We start from the raw sequence: 17,701 nt of genomic DNA on the forward strand, positions 1-17,701 counted from the left end.
CGTGATGCCAACGACCCTATTATATTTTGTAGGCTATTAATTGCGGGTATTTTTCAGTTGAGCGTTACGACCTGTACTGGGCGATCCAAATTTTAACCCTGGCAGCAACAGGAGTTGTTATCTACTTTTTAGCTGAGCAAATGTGAATTAAATGTTTCAGTATGGCTATTTGATAAATTAATAATAAAGACATGTTAACAAACATAGGCTCGTAACATGTCATATCGCCTGAGTATTCTGGATAAAAGCCCCATCGGGGAAGGTGAAACTGCCGCGACCGCGCTTTCCCGTACGTTGCGCCTGGCGCAACTGGCAGAAGAGTGGGGGTACCATCGTTTCTGGATCGCGGAACACCATAATACGGCACAGCTGGCCAGCCCATCGCCGGAGCTGGTGATCGCCTGGATCCTCGGGCAAACCCAGCATATCCGCGTAGGTTCCGGCGGCGTAATGCTGCAACATTACAGCCCGTACAAAGTGGCGGAAAACTTCAATCTTCTGGCATCGCTGGCTCCTGGACGTGTCGATCTCGGCGTAGGGAAAGCCCCTGGCGGCTTACCGCTGTCGACCCAGGCGTTACAGCATGGGCTGCATCAGGCAGAAAAAGGCAGTTTTGCCGACCAGCTTTCTTTGCTTAACGATTGGCTGGCGCTGAGCGGAACGGAAAGCGGGGAAACGGTATTCCCGACGCCAATTCCACCGATTTCACCGGAAAAGTTTGTACTGGGAGCCAGTGTGCAAAGCGCGCAGTTAGCAGCGCAATCCGACTGGGATTTCATCTTCGCAGCGCACCTCAATGGTGACAAAGCGTTATTGCATGACGTTTTGTCCTTCTGGCAGACCCACAGTGCACGCCCGACGATAGTCGCCGTGCAGGTAATTGTGGCTGACAGTTACGACTCCGCTGCGCAACTGGCGGAAAACGTACAAATCTGGGGCGTGGAGCTGGAAGATGGTCAACGTGTCACGGTAGCCAGCGAAGAACAGGCGCTGGCGTTTGCCGCTCAATCTGGCAGCCCACCACGCAAAATCGCGCGTCGTGAGCAGGCGTTGCTACATGGCACCGCTCAGGAGGTGATGGCAAAGCTGAATGCTCTGCATACGCAATTTGGCATTGACGAGTTCATTATCGACACGCCAGTGGCGCAAGGGCATGCGCGTCTGACATCGCTGCGTTTGTTGGCGCAAGCCCATAACGCCGTGGAGGTGCTCTGATGACTCTCGGCTCAACGCTTATCGACTGGCGTCGTGAACTACATCAGCATCCGGAGCTTTCCCTGCAGGAGGAAGCAACCACGGCGCGCATTCACGCCTGGTTGCACGCTGCGGACGTCGACATTCTGCCGTTCGAGCTGAAAACCGGTCTGGTCGCTGAAATTGGTCAGGGAGAAGATGTCATCGCGCTGCGGGCGGATATCGACGCGCTACCGATAGAAGAAAGCGCCGACGTTCCGTTTCGCTCCCTCACGCCGGGCGTGATGCATGCCTGCGGGCATGACGTCCATACCAGCGTCATGCTTGGTGCAGCACTGCTGCTAAAACAGCAGGAAATAACCTTACCGGGGCGAGTCCGTATTTTGTTCCAGCCAGCTGAAGAGAGTTTCGGCGGCGCAAAAACGTTGATCCGCGCCGGTGCGCTGCAAAACGTAGCGGCTATTTTCGGTATGCACAATGAGCCCGGTTTGCCGGTGGGCGAATTTGCCACACGCGGCGGCGCATTTTATGCCAATGTCGATCGCTTCGTGCTGCGCATTAATGGCAAGGGCGCACATGCGGCGCGTCCGCATGAAGGTAAGGATGCCATCCTGCTCGCCAGCCAACTGGTAACGGTGCTGCAAAGCGTTGCCAGTCGCGACGTTAACACGCTGGATTCGGTGGTGCTCAGTGTGACCCGTATTCAGGGAGGAAACACATGGAACGTTCTGCCGGAGTCCGTTGAGCTGGAAGGGACACTCAGAACGCACAGAACCCAGGTACAGCAGCAGGTTAAGACTCGGGTTAATGACATTGCCGCCGGATTTGCCCACGCCTTTGGCGCACAAATCGACGTAATCTGGCATGCGGGACCAACCGCGTTGGTAAATGATGATCGTTGGGCCGATATTGCCACCGCGGTGGCGAAACAGTCAGGCTATACCACCCACCATGCCGACCTGCATATGGGCGGGGAGGATTTTGCCGTCTACCTGCAAAATACACCTGGCGCATTTGTCAGTATTGGCAGCGCCAGTGAATACGGATTACATCACCCGGGATTTAATCCGGACGAGCGTTTAATTGAACCTGCCGCGCACTACTTTGCGCAGTTAGCAAAAACGGCATTCGCACACCTTTAAGTTTACCTGTTGGGTAGGGGTTATTATGGCTGAAAATCGGCAACTACGGCTCGGCACTATTCTACATGGCGCATCGGGAAATATGTCCGCATGGCGCCATCCGGTGGCTCAGGCTGATGCCAGTATTAATTTTGATTTTGTCAAAGAGACAGCGCTTATTGCGGAAAAAGGGAAACTGGATTTTATTTTTGTCGCCGATGGTCTGTATATTAATGAAAAATCAATCCCGCACTTTTTAAATCGTTTTGAGCCGCTGACGGTATTATCCGCTCTGGCCAGTATCACCCAGAATCTGGGGCTGGTTGGCACAGTGTCCACATCATACAGCGAGCCGTTTACGACCGCACGGCAGTTCGCTAGCCTGGACCATCTCAGCCAGGGGCGCGCCGGGTGGAACGTGGTTACGTCGCCTCTGGAAGGATCGGCAAAAAACTACTCTCGCGCTCAGCATCCAGAGCATGCCCAGCGTTATCGTATTGCTGATGAATATTTACAGGTAGTGAAAGGACTGTGGGATTCCTGGGAAGAAGATGCTTTCACCCGTAATAAAACAAGTGGAGAATTTTTTAATCCGCAAAAGCTGCATACGCTTAACCATCATGGAGATTATTTCCAGGTCGCTGGGCCATTAAATATTGGGCGTACACCACAAGGCCGTCCGATTATATTTCAGGCGGGAGCTTCAGCAGATGGCAAGAAATTAGCGGCGCAGCACGCTGATGCCATTTTTACCCATCAGGAGTCGCTGGCAGAGGCTAAAGCGTTCTATCAGGATGTAAAAAGCCAGCTGGAAGTCGCCGGACGACATCCCGATCAACTGCATATATTCCAGGGCGTCAGCGTTATTGTTGGCGACAGCGCAGAGGACGTTGAGCAGCAGTATCAGACTACCGCTGCGCTGGTCTCCGTTACTGACGCGCTGAACTATCTTGGCCGCTACTTTGAACATCATGATTTTGCCCAATATCCGCTGGACGCACCGTTCCCGGATCTGGGCTCTCTCGGACAAAACAGCTTTCGCAGTACGACTGATGAGATCAAGCGCAACGCACGCGAGCGTGGTTTAACACTTCGTCAGGTTGCTCTGGAAGCGGCCAGTCCACGTCCGCGTTTTAGCGGCACGCCACAACAGGTTGCTGACGGCCTGCAGCAGTGGTTCGACGAAAAAGCCGCAGACGGTTTTATCATCCAGGGTGGCACGCCGGATACCTTCCCGCGTTTTGTCGAACAGGTTGTCCCTGTGCTTCAGGCGCGCGGCCTGTTCCGCCATGAATATCCCGGTACGACCCTGCGCGCAAGCCTGGGATTAGCGACACCTGCAAATCAATTCGCACAATAAGAGAAAAACGCTATGCAGAAAAAATCAGTATTTCTCGCGCTGTCACTGGCTTTCAGCGCGACCGTTTGGGCAAATGAGGTGACGATTAACGGCACCGGCGTAAGCCTGGAAGCCAATAAAGCGCCAATCAATACAGCAAAAAACCCGCAGGCGATCGCACAGTTGCCCGCAAACCTGCACCTGGCGGTACCGGGCAAATTCACCGTGGCGATTGCCGGGCTCAGCCAGCCACCGCTGACCGTCTTTGCCGATGACAATAAAACGCTGATCGGCAGCGAGGCGGATATCGCGCGTCTGGTGGCTGACAGTTTGGGGCTGGAACTCAACGTTGTACCTACGTCATGGGAAGACTGGCCGCTGGGCGTCACTTCCGGCAAATACGATGCCGCGATCAGCAATATTACCGTCACCAAAGCACGCAAAGAAAAATTCGATTTCGCGACGTATCGGAAGGACTCTCTTGGCTTTTATGTCAAAACCGGTAGCAAGCTGAAGAAAATCGAGCAGGCGGAAGATATCGCAGGACTACGCATTATCGTCGGTTCGGGGACTAACCAGGAAGCCATTCTGTTGGCCTGGAACGATGAGAACGTGAAGAAAGGGTTACAGCCGTTTACGCCGGTGTATACCAAAGATGATGCCGCGCAAACCCTGGCCCTACAGTCGGGCCGCGCCGATGCCTACTTCGGTCCTAATGTAATCGGCGCGTGGAAAGCTGCACTCAACGGTAAAACGCAATTAGTGGGTAGCGTTGATGGCGGTTGGCCAAAAGCGGCACATATCGCTGTGACGCTGAAAAAAGACAGCGGTCTGGTTCTGCCGGTACAAACCGCCCTCAACGGCGTGATAGGCAACGGCGACTATGACAAGGTGCTGAATCGCTGGGGAGAAGGGGTGGAACGAATTCCACAATCTGAAATCAACCCGGCCGGTTTAGGCGACTAAGGAGGTCATCGTGAGCGATCAATTTCGCGTGCTCTCACCGGAAGCCAGCGAGCTGCAGCCCATTTTGAACGGTCTGTTCGGTGAATATGCCGCCCGCTATGGCGATTACTTTTCTCGCGACGCTGAAGTGGAACTGACCGAATGGTATCTGGCGCCGCAGGGACTTTTTGTGGTACTGGAGCGCCGCGGCGAAATTATCGCCACCGGGGCTTACAAACCTTACGATAAAGATACCGCCGAGATTAAGCGCATCTGGACAAAAAGCAGCCTGCGTCAGCAGGGGCTGGCGGCGCGCGTGGTGCAGGAACTGGAACGTAGAGCGCTGCTCGCAGGCTACAGCCGGATTTATCTGACCACGGGATTTCGCCAGCCGGAGGCCGTCAGACTTTATTTAAGCCAGGGCTACGATCCGCAATTTGATACGACGCGCGATCCCGAAGAGTACAGCCTGCCGCCGTTTGATGGACGGCTGCGCTTTACCAAACTGCTGACTATTGCCGGTCAGGCCAGAATCGCCTGAGGAGAGAAAATGAAAACGACAGATAGCATTAGAGTCGTACCGGCACGTTATCCCATGCGTACCGTAGGCGCGGTCATTGCCTTATTTGCCCTTGCGGTAATTCTCCAGTCCGTGGCGTTTAATCCGCGCTGGGAATGGAGCGTGTTTGCCCGCTGGTTCTTTGATCCGGTTATCTTGTCCGGCCTCGGGCAAACGCTGTTACTGACGCTGATCGGGACGCTGTTGAGTATTGTCATCGGCGGTCTGCTGGCGTTGGCGCGGCTTTCATCTTCCTGGCTGTTGAACGGTCTGGCATGGGGATACATCTGGCTGTTTCGTTCGTTACCGCTGATTGTGGTGCTGATCGTTTTGTACAACTTCTCCTATCTGTACGACACGTTGACGATTGGTATTCCGTTTACTCCCATTCAGTGGGGAAGTTTTGAGACCATCAATGTACTCGGTCAGTTTTCCACTGCGGTGGTTGGCCTGACGCTGGTGCAAAGCGCCTATACCGCTGAAATTATTCGGGGTGGATTTTTAGGGGTCGATCACGGTCAGTACGAGGCAGCGGCAGCACTGGGCTTACCGGCAGGGCGACGTACGCTGCGGATTATTCTGCCGCAGGCGCTGCGCACCATTTTGCCTGCTGGATTCAATGAAATCATCAGCCTGGCGAAAGGGACGGCGATGGTATATGTGCTGGCAATGCCGGAGCTGTTCTACACCATCCAGATGATATATAACCGCACGCAGGAAGTGATCCCGCTGCTGATGGTGGGTGCGGTGTGGTATCTGGTGATCACCAGCGTCCTGTCGTTAATTCAGCACCTGGTTGAACGTGCGTTGGCACGCAGCGAACGACGTTCAGCGATCAACACAACCCGGGTGAGGCGTGCAGAAAAACGCAGTCGTCAACGTCCACAGCAGGAGGCCGTCCATGTCCCACTCGCCTGAAGGCCATATTTCTATTACCGGCGTCAGCAAATACTATGGTCGCCACAAAGCGCTGGATAATGTGTCGCTGGAGATCCCTCCCGGTACGGTAACGGTTATTCTTGGCCCGTCCGGTTCAGGGAAATCCACACTCCTGCGGGCCATCAACCATCTGGAACGCGTCGATGAGGGGTTTATTCAAATCGATGGCGATTACATTGGCTATCGTCGGCAGGGAGACAAGCTGTATGAGCTGAAAGAGGCGGAAATTTTGCGCCAGCGCGTTAACGTCGGCTATGTGTTCCAGAACTTTAATCTGTTCCCGCACTTAACGGTTCTGGAGAATCTGATTGAAGCGCCCATTGCGCACGGACTGGCAACGCGTAAAGCCGCCCCCGAGCGGGCATTAACTCTGCTTGATGCGGTAGGGTTACGGAATAAAGCCGATGCCTGGTCGCGTCACTTATCCGGAGGTCAGCAGCAGCGTATCGCTATTGCCCGTGCGCTGGCGCTAAATCCGCGCGTCATGCTGTTTGATGAGCCTACATCTGCACTGGATCCTGAACTGGTCGGTGAAGTACTGGATGTCATTAAAGCGCTGGCGAAGTCGGGAACCACGCTGGTTGTGGTAACACACGAGATTGGCTTCGCCCGGGAAGTGGCGGATCAGGTGGTGTTTATGGTCGATGGCAAAATCGTCGAGCAGGGCAGCAGCGAGCAGGTGCTGAATCATCCACGCCACAGGCGCACTCAGCAGTTTTTGTCGAAAGTGCTTTGAGACACATTGCGGCACAAGGCTGTGCCGCACAGGGGTTATACAGTGACGACGATTTTGCCTACCTGGCCGTTGGTTTCCATGTATTGATGTGCTTCGACGATATCATCAAAGGCAAAGGTTTTATCAATCAGCGGCTTGAGCTGCCCGGACTGCAATCCTTCAAAGATAAACCGTTTCGCTCGCGAAAGTTTTTCTGCGTCCGTGGTGATTTCGAAAATCTCATAGCCGCGGAAGGTCAGATGGCGACCGAGTATCTCAATGACCGGGATAGAAAGGTCACGTGAATCAAGCGAACCATACTGGAAAAAGAGCCCACCGGCTGGCATCACTTGGGCAATTCTTGCCACCGCTGGGCCACCGACCGGATCGAACACCACGCGGGTTCCTTTGCCCTCAGTAATCCGCTGAATCTCGGTCACCAGATCCTGCTCCTGGCTTGCAATAACCTCTGCCGCGCCCAGTTGCAGCAGCTGATCACGTTTCTCACTGGTCCGTGTCATCGCAATCGGTTTTGCTCCCCGCATGTTAGCAATCTGAATTGCCGCCAGTCCGACGCTGCTGGAAGCAGCATTGATCAGCACGTTATCACCGGGCTTAATATCCGCATATTCAACCAGCGCACCGAAAGCTGTCACATACATCATCCAGCTGGCAGCAGCCTCGGTAAAGCTTAGATTTTGTGGATGCTTTACGACCGCGTGAGCGGGGGCATTAACGACTTCACCATACATTCCATATTGATGAAAGCTGAATGCCGGGATGACGCTAACGTAATCGCCAGGTGCAAACTCACGTACGTTGTCTCCCACTGATTCAATGACTCCGGCAGCTTCATAACCCAACCGTGCCGGGAAATTAGGTTGGTAAATATACTGTCCGGTGCGGTACATAACTTCCGCACGGTTGATACCAATAGCCCGCACGCGGATCTGAACCTCATTTGCATCAGGCGCGCAAACCTGCATCTCCTGAATATTCAGGACTTCAGCGCCACCAATTTGATTAAAAACTACGACCTTAGACATAGCAGACCTCAGTAAATTGTTCTGTATTGGGTCTGCACAATTTAACGCCTCAGATGAGAGTGAAAAACCGCTGTTGCGGAACTTCACTATTACTTATTTTGTAATAATCCCTGAAGCCGTGGTTTTTGTTGGCTAAAAAGTTCGCATAACCAGTCAATGAATACCCGAACCCGAGGGGCGAGATGACGTCTGTCCGGGTAAAGCACCGAAACTGGTTTTGATTCTCCGGTATAATCGGCCAGCACCTCAACAAGCTGGCCTGACTGAAGATAGGGGGCAAGGACAGCATGAACGCCACGTATAATGCCGAGTCCAGATAAGCAGCCGGTCAACAGAATATCGGAGTTATCAACGCTTATCCGCCCTGCGGGGGTGAACGATTCGGTTTTACCTTTATTGACGAAGGTCCACTCCAGCGCTTCGCGGTGACGCTCGCTGAAAAAGTTAAGTGCCTGGTGTCGGGATAAATCCTCTGGCGTCTGCGGTACGCCATGTTGTTGCAAATAATCCGGTGACGCACAGGTCACCATCTTTACTTCACTGAGTCGCCTGGATATCAGAGAAGAGTCTTGTAACTCGCCGATACGGATCATGCAGTCGATACCTTCGGCAAGCATATCGATTCTACGGTCGGTGGAGGTGAGCACCATCTCGATGTCAGGATACCGCGACTGGAAATCTTTCAGCGCAGGAACTAACACGGAGTGCGCCAGCGACAGAGGTGCATTAACCCTGAGTTTTCCGCGTGGCGGGCGAGTTGGCGAGAAAGAAGCCATGATGTCATCAACGTCACTGAGCAGTATTTTTGTGCGTTGGTAAAAAGCATCACCTTCTTCTGTCAGACTCACTTTACGAGTCGTGCGGTTAAGCAACTTTGCCCCCAGATCGTCTTCAAGATGTTGGATAGCTTTGGTGACCGCAGGGCGGTGCAGGTGTAACACATCTGCGGCTCTGGCAAATCCACCTTGCTCAACAACCTGTACAAAAATGTTCATGTATTCAAACATACTGGAACGCATTGCTTATTCTCCCCCGGTATTCGACCATTGTTATTATGAAAGTAATAATCATGCCTGCATAGGTTGCCGAATGCTGCTCTACACTTAGGGTTTTAACGTTGGGGGTTGCAGCATGATTAAGGTCTACGGGGTACCGGGCTGGGGATCGGCCATCAGTGAAGTGATGCTCACACTGGCGGAGATCCCTTACAGCTTTATTGATGTGGAAGGTTTTGACAGCGATGGTCCTTCGCGGGAGTTGCTTAAAACAATGAATCCGCTATGCCAGGTGCCCACGCTGGTACTGGAAAATGGCAGCGTGATGACGGAAACGGCGGCGATCGCGCTGATGATCCTCGATCGTCGCCCTGAACTTTCACCACCCGTTGGACACGCCGAACGCCAGCAGTTTCAGCGTCTGCTGATATGGTTGGTGGCAAATGTCTATCCCACGTTTACCTATGCCGATTATCCTGACCGATGGGTACCGGATGCCCCGGCGCAGTTGAAAAAGAACTGCATTGAGTACCGTAAATCCCTCTATATGTGGCTGAACAACCAGCTAAGCGCCGAGCCGTACGCATTTGGGGATCAGCTAACACTGCTGGACATTTACATTGCCGTTATGCGCACCTGGGGACCAGGGCATGACTGGTTTCAGGACAACACGCCGAATATTAGCGCCATCGCCGATGCAGTTTGTCAGCATCCGAGGCTGCGTACCGTACTGAAAAGCAATAAGATTATTTGAGTAAAAAACGCTGTTCCGCAGGAGTGCAAATCCCGGAACAGCGGGCGAACTATCGCCATAAGTTTTAAATTACGCGACAGAAGGGGTCAGCGTAATACGATCCAATGGACCCACGATAAACAGATAAGAAATCAAGCCAATCAGCCCCATCGAACCGACGTACAGAATGGCGTAATCAAAAGACTGGGTATTCGCCAGAATGATGCCGATCACCAGTGGCGTGATGATACTGGCCATATTGCCGCACATATTGAAAACGCCACCTGCAATACCGAGCACTTCTTTTGGCGAGGTATCGCTAAGTACGCACCATCCCAGATTGCCAAAACCTTTGGCGAAAAACGCCAGACTCATCGCCGCGATCACCACAAATTCTGACGAGGTGTAGTTGGCGATAACGATGACGCAGGAAAGCAGCATTCCGCAGATAACCGGCAGCTTACGGGCAATCGTCAGGCTGTAGCCGCGCTTTAAAAGCCAGTCGGAGAAAACACCGCCTAATAATCCACCGATAAAACCGGCAATGGCAGGGATACTGGCGACAAACCCCACTTTGAGGATCGACATGCCTTTCGCCTGATACAGATAAGTAGGGAACCAGGTCAGGAAGAACCAGGTAATGGATGTCACGCAGAACTGTCCGATATATACGCCAATCATCATGCGGTTGACGCAGACGCTTTTAATTTGCGCAAAGGTAATCTTCTGTGGTTCTTTTTTATTACCCAGCGACGGTTCACCACCGCCTTCCCGAATATAGTCAATTTCCTGCTGGTTCACCTTTGGATGATGCATTGGATCTCTGACTTTGACCAACCAGAAGATGCCAAGAATAACGCCTATTGCCCCAATGTAATAAAACACAAAGTGCCAACTGAGATTATGCAAAATAATCGTCATTAGCGGCGTAATAATCCCTAACGAGATATATTGCGCGGCCTGATAGACAGAGGTAACAAAGCCCCGTTCGTTATTAGGAAACCACTGCACGCTTAATCGGCTATTGGCCGGAAAGGCCGGAGCTTCAATCGCACCCATCAGTAATCGTAAGATAATCAATACGACAAGCGGGCTGGCGTATAGATAAATGGTGCCCTGAAACATAGTCACCAGCGACCAGCCAATCAGTGCGCAGCCGTATACCAGACGTGAGCCATAGCGATCCAGCAGCCAGCCGCCGGGTAGTTGCATAATGACATAAGAAATACCGAAGGCAGAAAAGGCCAGCCCCATTGCTTCAGGATCAAAACCTAATTCTTTGCTCATAATCGGCGCCACGACGGATAACGTCGCGCGATCGGCGTAATTAAATACGGTCGCAAGAAACAGAAATATCAGAATGCCGTAACGCACTTTTGTACGCTTTATTATCGTGTTCATCACCCACTCCTTTCATAAGGTTGAGAGCGTTTTTGTAGGGGAGGATGGCGGGTATTGCTTACCCGCCAAATTAATTAAGGACGTTTGCCAAACTCGCAGGTTAATTGCGTCCAGCGGCGCGCCTGCTCGCTGATGCTGAAGCCCAGACCGTGACGATCGGAAACCCACATCCGGCCATCGCGCAGCTCAAGTTGTTCGTTAAATAACGGGTTCAGCCATTCGAAATGCTCCAGCCATGGTTCAAGTGGATAAGCGGCGGACAGATGCAGGTGAACTTCCATAGCGAAGTGCGGAGCCAACTTGCGACCATGTTTAGCCGCCAGGTCCATAATTTTCAGGAACGGTGAAATCCCTCCCACACGCGGTGCATCGGGCTGCACAAAATCGCTGGCATTGCCGAGGATCAGCTGTTCATGTTCGCGGAAGCTGGTCAGCATTTCACCGGTGGCAATCGGGGTATCAAGCGCGGCGGCCAGTTGGGCGTGGCCTTCAACATCGTAGGCGTCCAGCGGCTCTTCAATCCAGATTAGATTGAACTGCTCCATTTTACGTCCCATACGGATGGCGGTTTCCCGATCCCACTGCTGATTGGCATCGACCATTAGCGGGAAGTCATCCCCCAGCGCTTCACGCACCGCGGTCAAGCGGCGAATATCCTCAGCGCAGTTTGGCTGACCAACCTTGAGTTTGATACCACCAATGCCGTTTTCACGGGAAATAACCACGTTTTTTAGCACCTGATCCAGCGGCGTATGCAGGAATCCGCCGGAGGTGTTGTAGCACTGCACGGAGTCCCGATGCGCGCCAAGCAGTTTTGCCAGCGGCAATCCTGCACGCTTGGCTTTCATATCCCATAATGCGATATCGATAGGGGAGATGGCTTGTACCGCCATGCCGCTGCGCCCCACGGAAGCGCCAGCCCACAGCAGTTTGGTGTAGATCTTGTCAATGTCGTTTGGATCTTCGCCTAACAGGTTATCGGCAATTTCTTTGGCATGCGCATAGATTCCCTGGCCGCCAGCCCGCTTGGAGTAACTAAATCCCACGCCTTCAAACCCGTCGCGGCTGCGGATCTCGGCGATGATTATGGCGACTTCAGTTAGCGGTTTCTGGCGACCGGTGAGCACTTTGGCATCGCTCACGGGTGTTGCCAGAGGAAGGAAAGCCAGAGACAGTTTTACCCATTCAATACGGTCACCGGTTTCTGCTGCGGTTTTAGCGTTAGCCGATTTGGCATAGGTCACGGCATCGGAATTGGCACTTAAAGACATATTGTTCTCTCCTGGTGATAACAAATGATTGCGCTAACATTAAAAATGATGGCGCAATCACTGCGCCAGTGAATTGACTGCGATTTGAACAATTGCTCACAAATTCAGAGAGAAAAGGGGGGTAAATTATAAACGACGTCACATTCCAGTACTTTATGGAGAAATGCACAAATCATTGTGATTGCGCTATCATTTTGGATGGCAGCTTAATTAACTAAGCTGCTGTTTTCCCTGCGTTATTACCGATCGACGCTGGCAATAGCCAAAATCATGATGAATAATGCCAGCATAAATCGGCAATTTTTGACAAGGGCATCGACAGTGAAAAATCCCAAACCACCGCGCGCTCCCACGCTGGAAGATGTTGCCCGTACCGCGGGATTGTCACCCATGACGGTGAGCAGGGCGTTGAATACCCCGCAGCTGGTGCGCCCGAAAACGGTTGAAAAAGTGATGCAGGCGGTGCGCGCCACCGGCTATATTCCCAACGCACTGGCTGGGGGACTGGCGTCGCGTCGCAGCAAGCTTATCGCCGTGGTTATTCCGCAAATTAACAACAATATGTTTGTCGATACCATCCAGTCATTAAGTGATGAACTGGCAGAACGCGGATACCACATTTTGCTTTGCGTGTCGGGTTATACACCGCAAACTGAGGCAGAGCTGGTGGCGACGCTGCTTTCTCGTCGCCCGGATGGTGTAGTACTCACCGGTATTCATCATACCGCTGAGCTGAAAAAAGTGATTCTTAATGCGGCCATCCCGGTCGTGGAAATCTGGGATTTAACCCCAACACCCATCGATATGCTGGTCGGTTTTTCGCATGAAAAGGTCGGGCAAGCGGTGGCAGACTATCTGCTGAATAAAGGCTATCGACGTCCGGGGTTGTTATGGACTGCCGATCGCCGGGCAGGCCAGCGTAAACAAGGACTTTGCGATGCGTTGAGTCGTCATGGTATTACTGCTGACGCACAGGTGGACGTCCCACTTCCGGCCTCTCTGGCATTGGGACGCTCTGGATTAACGCAGCTATTGGCGGATCGCGAGTTTGATGTCATTGTCTGTAGCTCTGATACGCTAGCCCAGGGGGCGATCATGGAGGCCGAAAGTCGCGGTATACGCGTGCCGCAAGAGTTGGCGGTAATCGGTTTTGGCGATCTGGATTTTGCTGCCAGCAATCGGCCCGCCATCACCACCGTCAGCGTCGACAGACGGGCCATCGGGCAACGTGCTGCCTCACTGCTTGCCGATCGTATCGAACAAATTCCGCGTGAAGACGATATTATTGATGTCGGTTTTCATCTGGTAGAACGAGAGTCCGCATAAGTTACCTGCAACCCAAAACAATAAGGAATCTGCTATGCCGCACGTTGATATTAAATGTTTTCCTCGCTCTCTTACCGACGAACAGAAAACCGCCCTGGCGGCGGATATTACCGAGGTTATTATTCGTCATTTGCAAAGCAAAGACAGTTCAGTCAGCGTGGCGCTCAATGAAGTTGAGCCAGAGGCGTGGCAGGCCGTGTGGGATAAGGAAATTGCGCCGCAGATGGCGAGATTAATTAAAAAACCTGGCTACAGTATGTAAGAAAAAACGGGCGGAAATCCGCCCGTTTTCGTTGTGCTTATGGTGTAACGATGTTGAACCAGAATTCGAACTTATCCATATAGCCAAGCATGGCATCAAGCTTGGCGCCGTCACCGGTTATCTTCACGTCACCGCTGTCTTGTGCCTGTTTCAGCGTCACTTCCTTGAGGATGATTTTGTTCAGCGTGTCGCGATTTAGCGTGATAGTGGCGTCGGCATCTTTCGCTTCGGCATTGGCGGTATGGTTCAGGACGCCATTCTCCAGCTCAAGCTTATATTTACCGCCATCACTGCCAAGATCGATGTTAAACACCGACTTCGCATCACCCGCTTTTTGTCCGTTAATATGCACTGCCAGATAATCGAAGAACATTTCCGGCGTCATAGCACGAACGGTATCCGGGCTGGCGGTATTCGGGGTTGGGCCTTTGACCACGCCGTTACGCAGCTCTTGCGCGCCGGTCAGGTAGAAGTTACGCCACGGGCCGGATTCAGCCTGATAACCCAGTTGCTCAAGCGCATCTGCTTCCAGATTACGTGCAGCCTGGTTATTCGGATCGGCAAACACGACTTTGCTTACCACCTGTGCCACCCAGCGGTAGTTGCCCTGGTCATAGTCGGCTTTTGCTTTCTGCAAAATGGCGTCCGCACCACCCATGTAGTCGACAAATTTCTTCGCAGACTCTTCCGGTGGCAGCTCATCCAACGTTGCCGGGTTGCCGTCAAACCAGCCGAGATAGAGCACATAGGTCGCTTTTACGTCATGGCTCACGGAACCATAGTAACCGCGGTTAGCCCAGGTATGTGCCAGTGAGTCCGGCAGCTTAAAGTTGGCAGCGATTTCATCGCGGGTCAGACCTTCGTTAGCCATGCGTAGCGTCTGGTCGTTGATGTAACGATACAGATCGCGCTGACTTTTCAGCAGGCTGACCACCTTGTCATTACCCCAGGTTGGCCAGTGGTGCTGCGCCATCAGCACTTCGGCTTTATCACCCCAGCGCACAATCGCTTCGTTGATGTATTTGGACCACGGCAGCGGCTCACGAATTTTGGCTCCGCGCAGGGAGTAGGTGTTGTGCAGGGTGTGGGTAACATCTTCTGCGGATTCAATCAGTTTCTTCTCTTCGATGTACCACAGCATTTCCGACGGTGCTTCGGAACCTGGGGCCAGCATGAAGTCATAGGTCAGGCCGTCGATGACCTCTTTTTGTCCATCTTTCTCAATGATATTTGTTGGCGCAATCAGGGTAACGGTTCCCGCGGAGGTCGTGGTTCCCAGTCCCGCGCCGACCTGGCCTTTGGCATCAGGTTTGAGTAGGTTGCCGTACATGTAGCTCGCGCGGCGGCTCATGACGTTACCGGCCATGATATTCTCAGCGACCGCGGCTTCCATAAAGCCGGCTGGCGCATAAACTTTCACTTTGCCTGCTTTCACGTCGGCTTCATCGACAACACCGCGTACGCCGCCGTAATGGTCAACGTGGCTGTGGGTATAAATTACCGCGACAACCGGTTTTTGACCGCGGTTTTTAAAGTAAAGATCCATCCCGACTTTGGCCGTTTCTGCCGAGACCAGCGGGTCAACAACGGTGATGCCTTCTTTACCTTCAATAATGGTCATGTTTGACAGATCGAGGTTACGAATCTGGTAAACACCATCCGTTACTTCAAACAGCCCGCTGATGTTGATCAACTGAGATTGACGCCACAGGCTCGGGTTTACCGTATCCGGGGCTTTATCGCCTTCTTTGATAAACGCGTATTGCTGCGGATTCCAGATAACATTTCCCTGTTCGCCTTTGATCACTTCCTGCGGGAGTGGAGCGATAAAGCCTTTGTGGGCGTCGGTAAAGTCGGTGTTATCGGAGAAGGGCAGTTGATTGTAAAGCGCGTTGTTGGCTTGTTGCGTGGCGGCTGTAGCGTCTTTGGGGGCTTCAGCCGCCATAAGGGGAACAGAAAACGATGTGAGTAACCCAGCAAGTATAAAACTTTGTGCGATTCTATTAAGTTGCATCGTAAAACCTCTCTGACACTTCAAAAGTACAGTTGGGGGATGCTGCTTTGACGGATAGCGTTTTGATTAGGTATTTGCGTTAGTGCAAGATTAACTATAATTCACATAAATAATTCAGCAAGGAAGGGCGAGTAACTTATCTAACTGGTTTTCCAGAAGTTTTAAGAAAAAAGTTGCGGATGACAGAGCAGAGCCGCCATCCGTTAGCATACTATCATTCACCAGCAGTAATAATTTTCCCGCTGGAGACAAATGTTCCGGCCCCAAGGTGATGCAGAGTATTGAGCTTGCCATCATCAAACTGCCAGCGTCCTTCCACGAAGGCTCGCTCATCAGCGGCGGCAGAGACCACTTCCCCAAACAGGGTGTCATACTTCTCCTGTGCCGCCGTGGCTGGCAACAGGCGACACTCCATCCAGGCCAGACATTTCGCTTCTATCAGCGGTAAACCTAGCACGGGTCCTTGCACCACGGGAATGCCGTAACAGTTGAATTTATCTTCCACGCGACCGGAAACGCTGCCTACGGCCCAGGTCCAGTTGACGGCGGCGATACCCGGAATAACGATGCCGAATTTACCGCTACGTTCAATGAGATCCCGCGACCAGGCGGTCTTATCAACAACAATTGCTACCCGCGGCGGCTCAAATTCCACGGGCATTGACCATGCCGCAGCCATCACATTTCGCCGCTCGGTATGCTCATCCCGGCTGGTTATCAATATCGTTGGGCCATGATTGAGTAGCCGGCTGGCATGTTTTAATTCGATCGGACGAAAATGGCTCATGGATGCTCCTTGGCTGAGAGATAACACACCACAATAAACATAGATATTAACGGTATTAGCGATTTTGTCGCCTCACAGGAATTAACAACGCACAAAATCGACAGCGTAAAACGAAAAATACGTTATAAGTACTGCATTAATCGAACAGGAACTCCGTATGACGCCTTTTTTAACCGCTTACTTTGCCCGTATTGGCTGGTCAGATTCGGCCAACGTCAACATTGAAACCTTGCAAGCGCTGCATTTACTGCATAACGCCGCGATTCCATTTGAAAACCTGGACGTATTACTGCCAAGAGAGATGCAGCTTGACGATTTGTCGCTGGAAGAGAAGCTGGTAACGGCGCGTCGTGGCGGTTATTGCTTTGAACAGAACGGCGTGTTTGAACGCGCGCTACGCGAAATCGGTTTTAACGTACGTAGCCTTCTCGGTCGCGTGGTACTGGCAAATCCGTCAAGCCTGCCGCCGCGCACGCATCGTCTGTTGCTGGTTGAATTGCAGGGAGAGCAGTGGATCGCCGACGTTGGTTTCGGCGGACAAACGCTGACGGCGCCGATTCGTCTGCAGGCTAACACTGAGCAGAAGACGCCACACGGCGAATATCGGCTGATTCAGGAAGGTGAAGATTGGATCCTCCAGTTCCGTCATCACGATCACTGGCAGTCAATGTATCGTTTCGATCTGGTCGTACAGCATCAGAGCGATTATCTGATGGGCAACTTCTGGTCCGCACACTGGCCGCAATCACATTTTCGCCATCATCTGCTGATGTGCCGTCATCTGCCCGACGGCGGGAAATTAACGTTAACCAATTTTCACTTTACCCATTATCAGGATGGACATGCGGTAGAGCAGATTAATTTGCCTGACGTCGCCAGTTTGTATGCGTTGTTGCAAGAACGATTTGGACTGGGTGTGGATGACGTGAAGCATGGATTTACCGAAGATGAGCTGGCGACGGTCATGGCGGCGTTTGATACGCATCCGGAGGCGGGGAAATAGGGGCATCGGAATTAATGCCGGATGCGGCGTCATCGCCTTATCCGGCCTACG

The 17,701-nt window shown here is 52.5% G+C and carries 15 protein-coding genes and 1 pseudogene; 10 read left to right on the plus strand and 6 right to left on the minus strand.

The features are described 5' to 3' along the window. Positions 1–216: 216 nt before the first annotated feature. The 6 genes and pseudogenes from SK35_RS12440 to SK35_RS12470 all read left to right on the plus strand — a co-directional run bounded on the left by SK35_RS12440 (position 217) and on the right by SK35_RS12470 (position 6,833). Positions 217–1,215, plus strand: coding sequence for an LLM class flavin-dependent oxidoreductase (locus tag SK35_RS12440; RefSeq protein ID WP_048214162.1), 999 nt, complete (start codon positions 217–219; stop codon positions 1,213–1,215). Continuing rightward, positions 1,215–2,336 (plus strand): amidohydrolase, encoded by a 1,122-nt coding sequence (locus tag SK35_RS12445; protein WP_048214163.1) that lies wholly within the window; start codon positions 1,215–1,217, stop codon positions 2,334–2,336. Before SK35_RS12440 ends, SK35_RS12445 begins: the two co-directional genes overlap by 1 nt. 25 nt (positions 2,337–2,361) lie before the next feature. Then, positions 2,362–4,620, plus strand: a pseudogene (locus SK35_RS26870) (NtaA/DmoA family FMN-dependent monooxygenase). Positions 4,621–4,630: 10 nt separating this feature from the next. Continuing rightward, the gene (locus SK35_RS12460) at positions 4,631–5,140 is read left to right on the plus strand and encodes a GNAT family N-acetyltransferase (RefSeq protein WP_003833076.1); all 510 of its coding nucleotides are present in this window, start codon (positions 4,631–4,633) and stop codon (positions 5,138–5,140) included. A gap of 9 nt (positions 5,141–5,149) precedes the next feature. Further along, on the plus strand, positions 5,150–6,076 hold the full coding sequence (locus tag SK35_RS12465; RefSeq protein WP_048214165.1) for an amino acid ABC transporter permease: 927 nt from the start codon (positions 5,150–5,152) through the stop codon (positions 6,074–6,076). Further along, on the plus strand, positions 6,060–6,833 hold the full coding sequence (locus SK35_RS12470) for an amino acid ABC transporter ATP-binding protein (protein WP_048214166.1): 774 nt from the start codon (positions 6,060–6,062) through the stop codon (positions 6,831–6,833). The genes SK35_RS12465 and SK35_RS12470 overlap by 17 nt, the downstream gene beginning before the upstream one ends. Positions 6,834–6,868: 35 nt before the next feature. On the opposite strand, the gene SK35_RS12475 is transcribed toward SK35_RS12470, so the two are convergent. Both SK35_RS12475 and SK35_RS12480 read right to left on the minus strand, forming a co-directional pair. Beyond that, a complete protein-coding gene (locus SK35_RS12475; RefSeq protein ID WP_048214167.1) occupies positions 6,869–7,858 on the minus strand; it encodes a zinc-dependent alcohol dehydrogenase family protein in 990 nt (329 codons plus the stop codon). Between the two features lie 89 nt (positions 7,859–7,947). Further along, positions 7,948–8,877, minus strand: a complete 930-nt coding sequence (locus SK35_RS12480; RefSeq protein WP_048214168.1) for a LysR family transcriptional regulator — start codon at positions 8,875–8,877, stop codon at positions 7,948–7,950. A 112-nt stretch (positions 8,878–8,989) separates the two neighbouring features. Here SK35_RS12480 and SK35_RS12485 point away from each other — a divergent pair, with 112 nt between their 5' ends. Then, positions 8,990–9,607, plus strand: a complete 618-nt coding sequence (locus SK35_RS12485; RefSeq protein ID WP_048214169.1) for a glutathione S-transferase family protein — start codon at positions 8,990–8,992, stop codon at positions 9,605–9,607. A 69-nt stretch (positions 9,608–9,676) separates the two neighbouring features. Here the strand turns inward: SK35_RS12485 and SK35_RS12490 are convergent, their stop codons facing one another. After that, positions 9,677–10,987: an MFS transporter gene (locus SK35_RS12490; RefSeq protein ID WP_008784815.1), complete on the minus strand. Its 1,311-nt coding sequence runs from the start codon at positions 10,985–10,987 to the stop codon at positions 9,677–9,679. Between the two features lie 74 nt (positions 10,988–11,061). Further along, positions 11,062–12,258 carry an L-talarate/galactarate dehydratase gene (locus tag SK35_RS12495; protein WP_032943493.1) on the minus strand — a complete coding sequence of 399 codons (1,197 nt, stop codon included), beginning with the start codon at positions 12,256–12,258 and terminating at the stop codon, positions 11,062–11,064. Between the two features lie 321 nt (positions 12,259–12,579). Between SK35_RS12495 and SK35_RS12500 the strand changes: the two genes are divergently transcribed. Continuing rightward, positions 12,580–13,584: a LacI family DNA-binding transcriptional regulator gene (locus tag SK35_RS12500; protein WP_187426956.1), complete on the plus strand. Its 1,005-nt coding sequence runs from the start codon at positions 12,580–12,582 to the stop codon at positions 13,582–13,584. A gap of 34 nt (positions 13,585–13,618) precedes the next feature. After that, the gene (pptA, locus tag SK35_RS12505; RefSeq protein ID WP_048214171.1) at positions 13,619–13,846 is read left to right on the plus strand and encodes a tautomerase PptA; all 228 of its coding nucleotides are present in this window, start codon (positions 13,619–13,621) and stop codon (positions 13,844–13,846) included. 37 nt (positions 13,847–13,883) lie between these two features. Here pptA and SK35_RS12510 read toward each other — a convergent pair whose 3' ends face one another. Together SK35_RS12510 and SK35_RS12515 are read right to left on the minus strand one after the other, a co-directional pair. Then, on the minus strand, positions 13,884–15,860 hold the full coding sequence (locus SK35_RS12510; RefSeq protein ID WP_048214172.1) for an alkyl/aryl-sulfatase: 1,977 nt from the start codon (positions 15,858–15,860) through the stop codon (positions 13,884–13,886). Between the two features lie 214 nt (positions 15,861–16,074). Beyond that, positions 16,075–16,647, minus strand: coding sequence for a flavin reductase family protein (locus SK35_RS12515; RefSeq protein WP_048214173.1), 573 nt, complete (start codon positions 16,645–16,647; stop codon positions 16,075–16,077). A gap of 157 nt (positions 16,648–16,804) precedes the next feature. Here SK35_RS12515 and nhoA point away from each other — a divergent pair, with 157 nt between their 5' ends. Continuing rightward, positions 16,805–17,650 (plus strand): N-hydroxyarylamine O-acetyltransferase, encoded by an 846-nt coding sequence (gene nhoA, locus SK35_RS12520; RefSeq protein WP_048214174.1) that lies wholly within the window; start codon positions 16,805–16,807, stop codon positions 17,648–17,650. The last annotated feature ends 51 nt before the right edge of the window (positions 17,651–17,701 follow it).

The organism is Citrobacter sp. MGH105, assembly GCF_001037485.2.
Classification (GTDB): domain Bacteria; phylum Pseudomonadota; class Gammaproteobacteria; order Enterobacterales; family Enterobacteriaceae; genus Citrobacter; species Citrobacter portucalensis.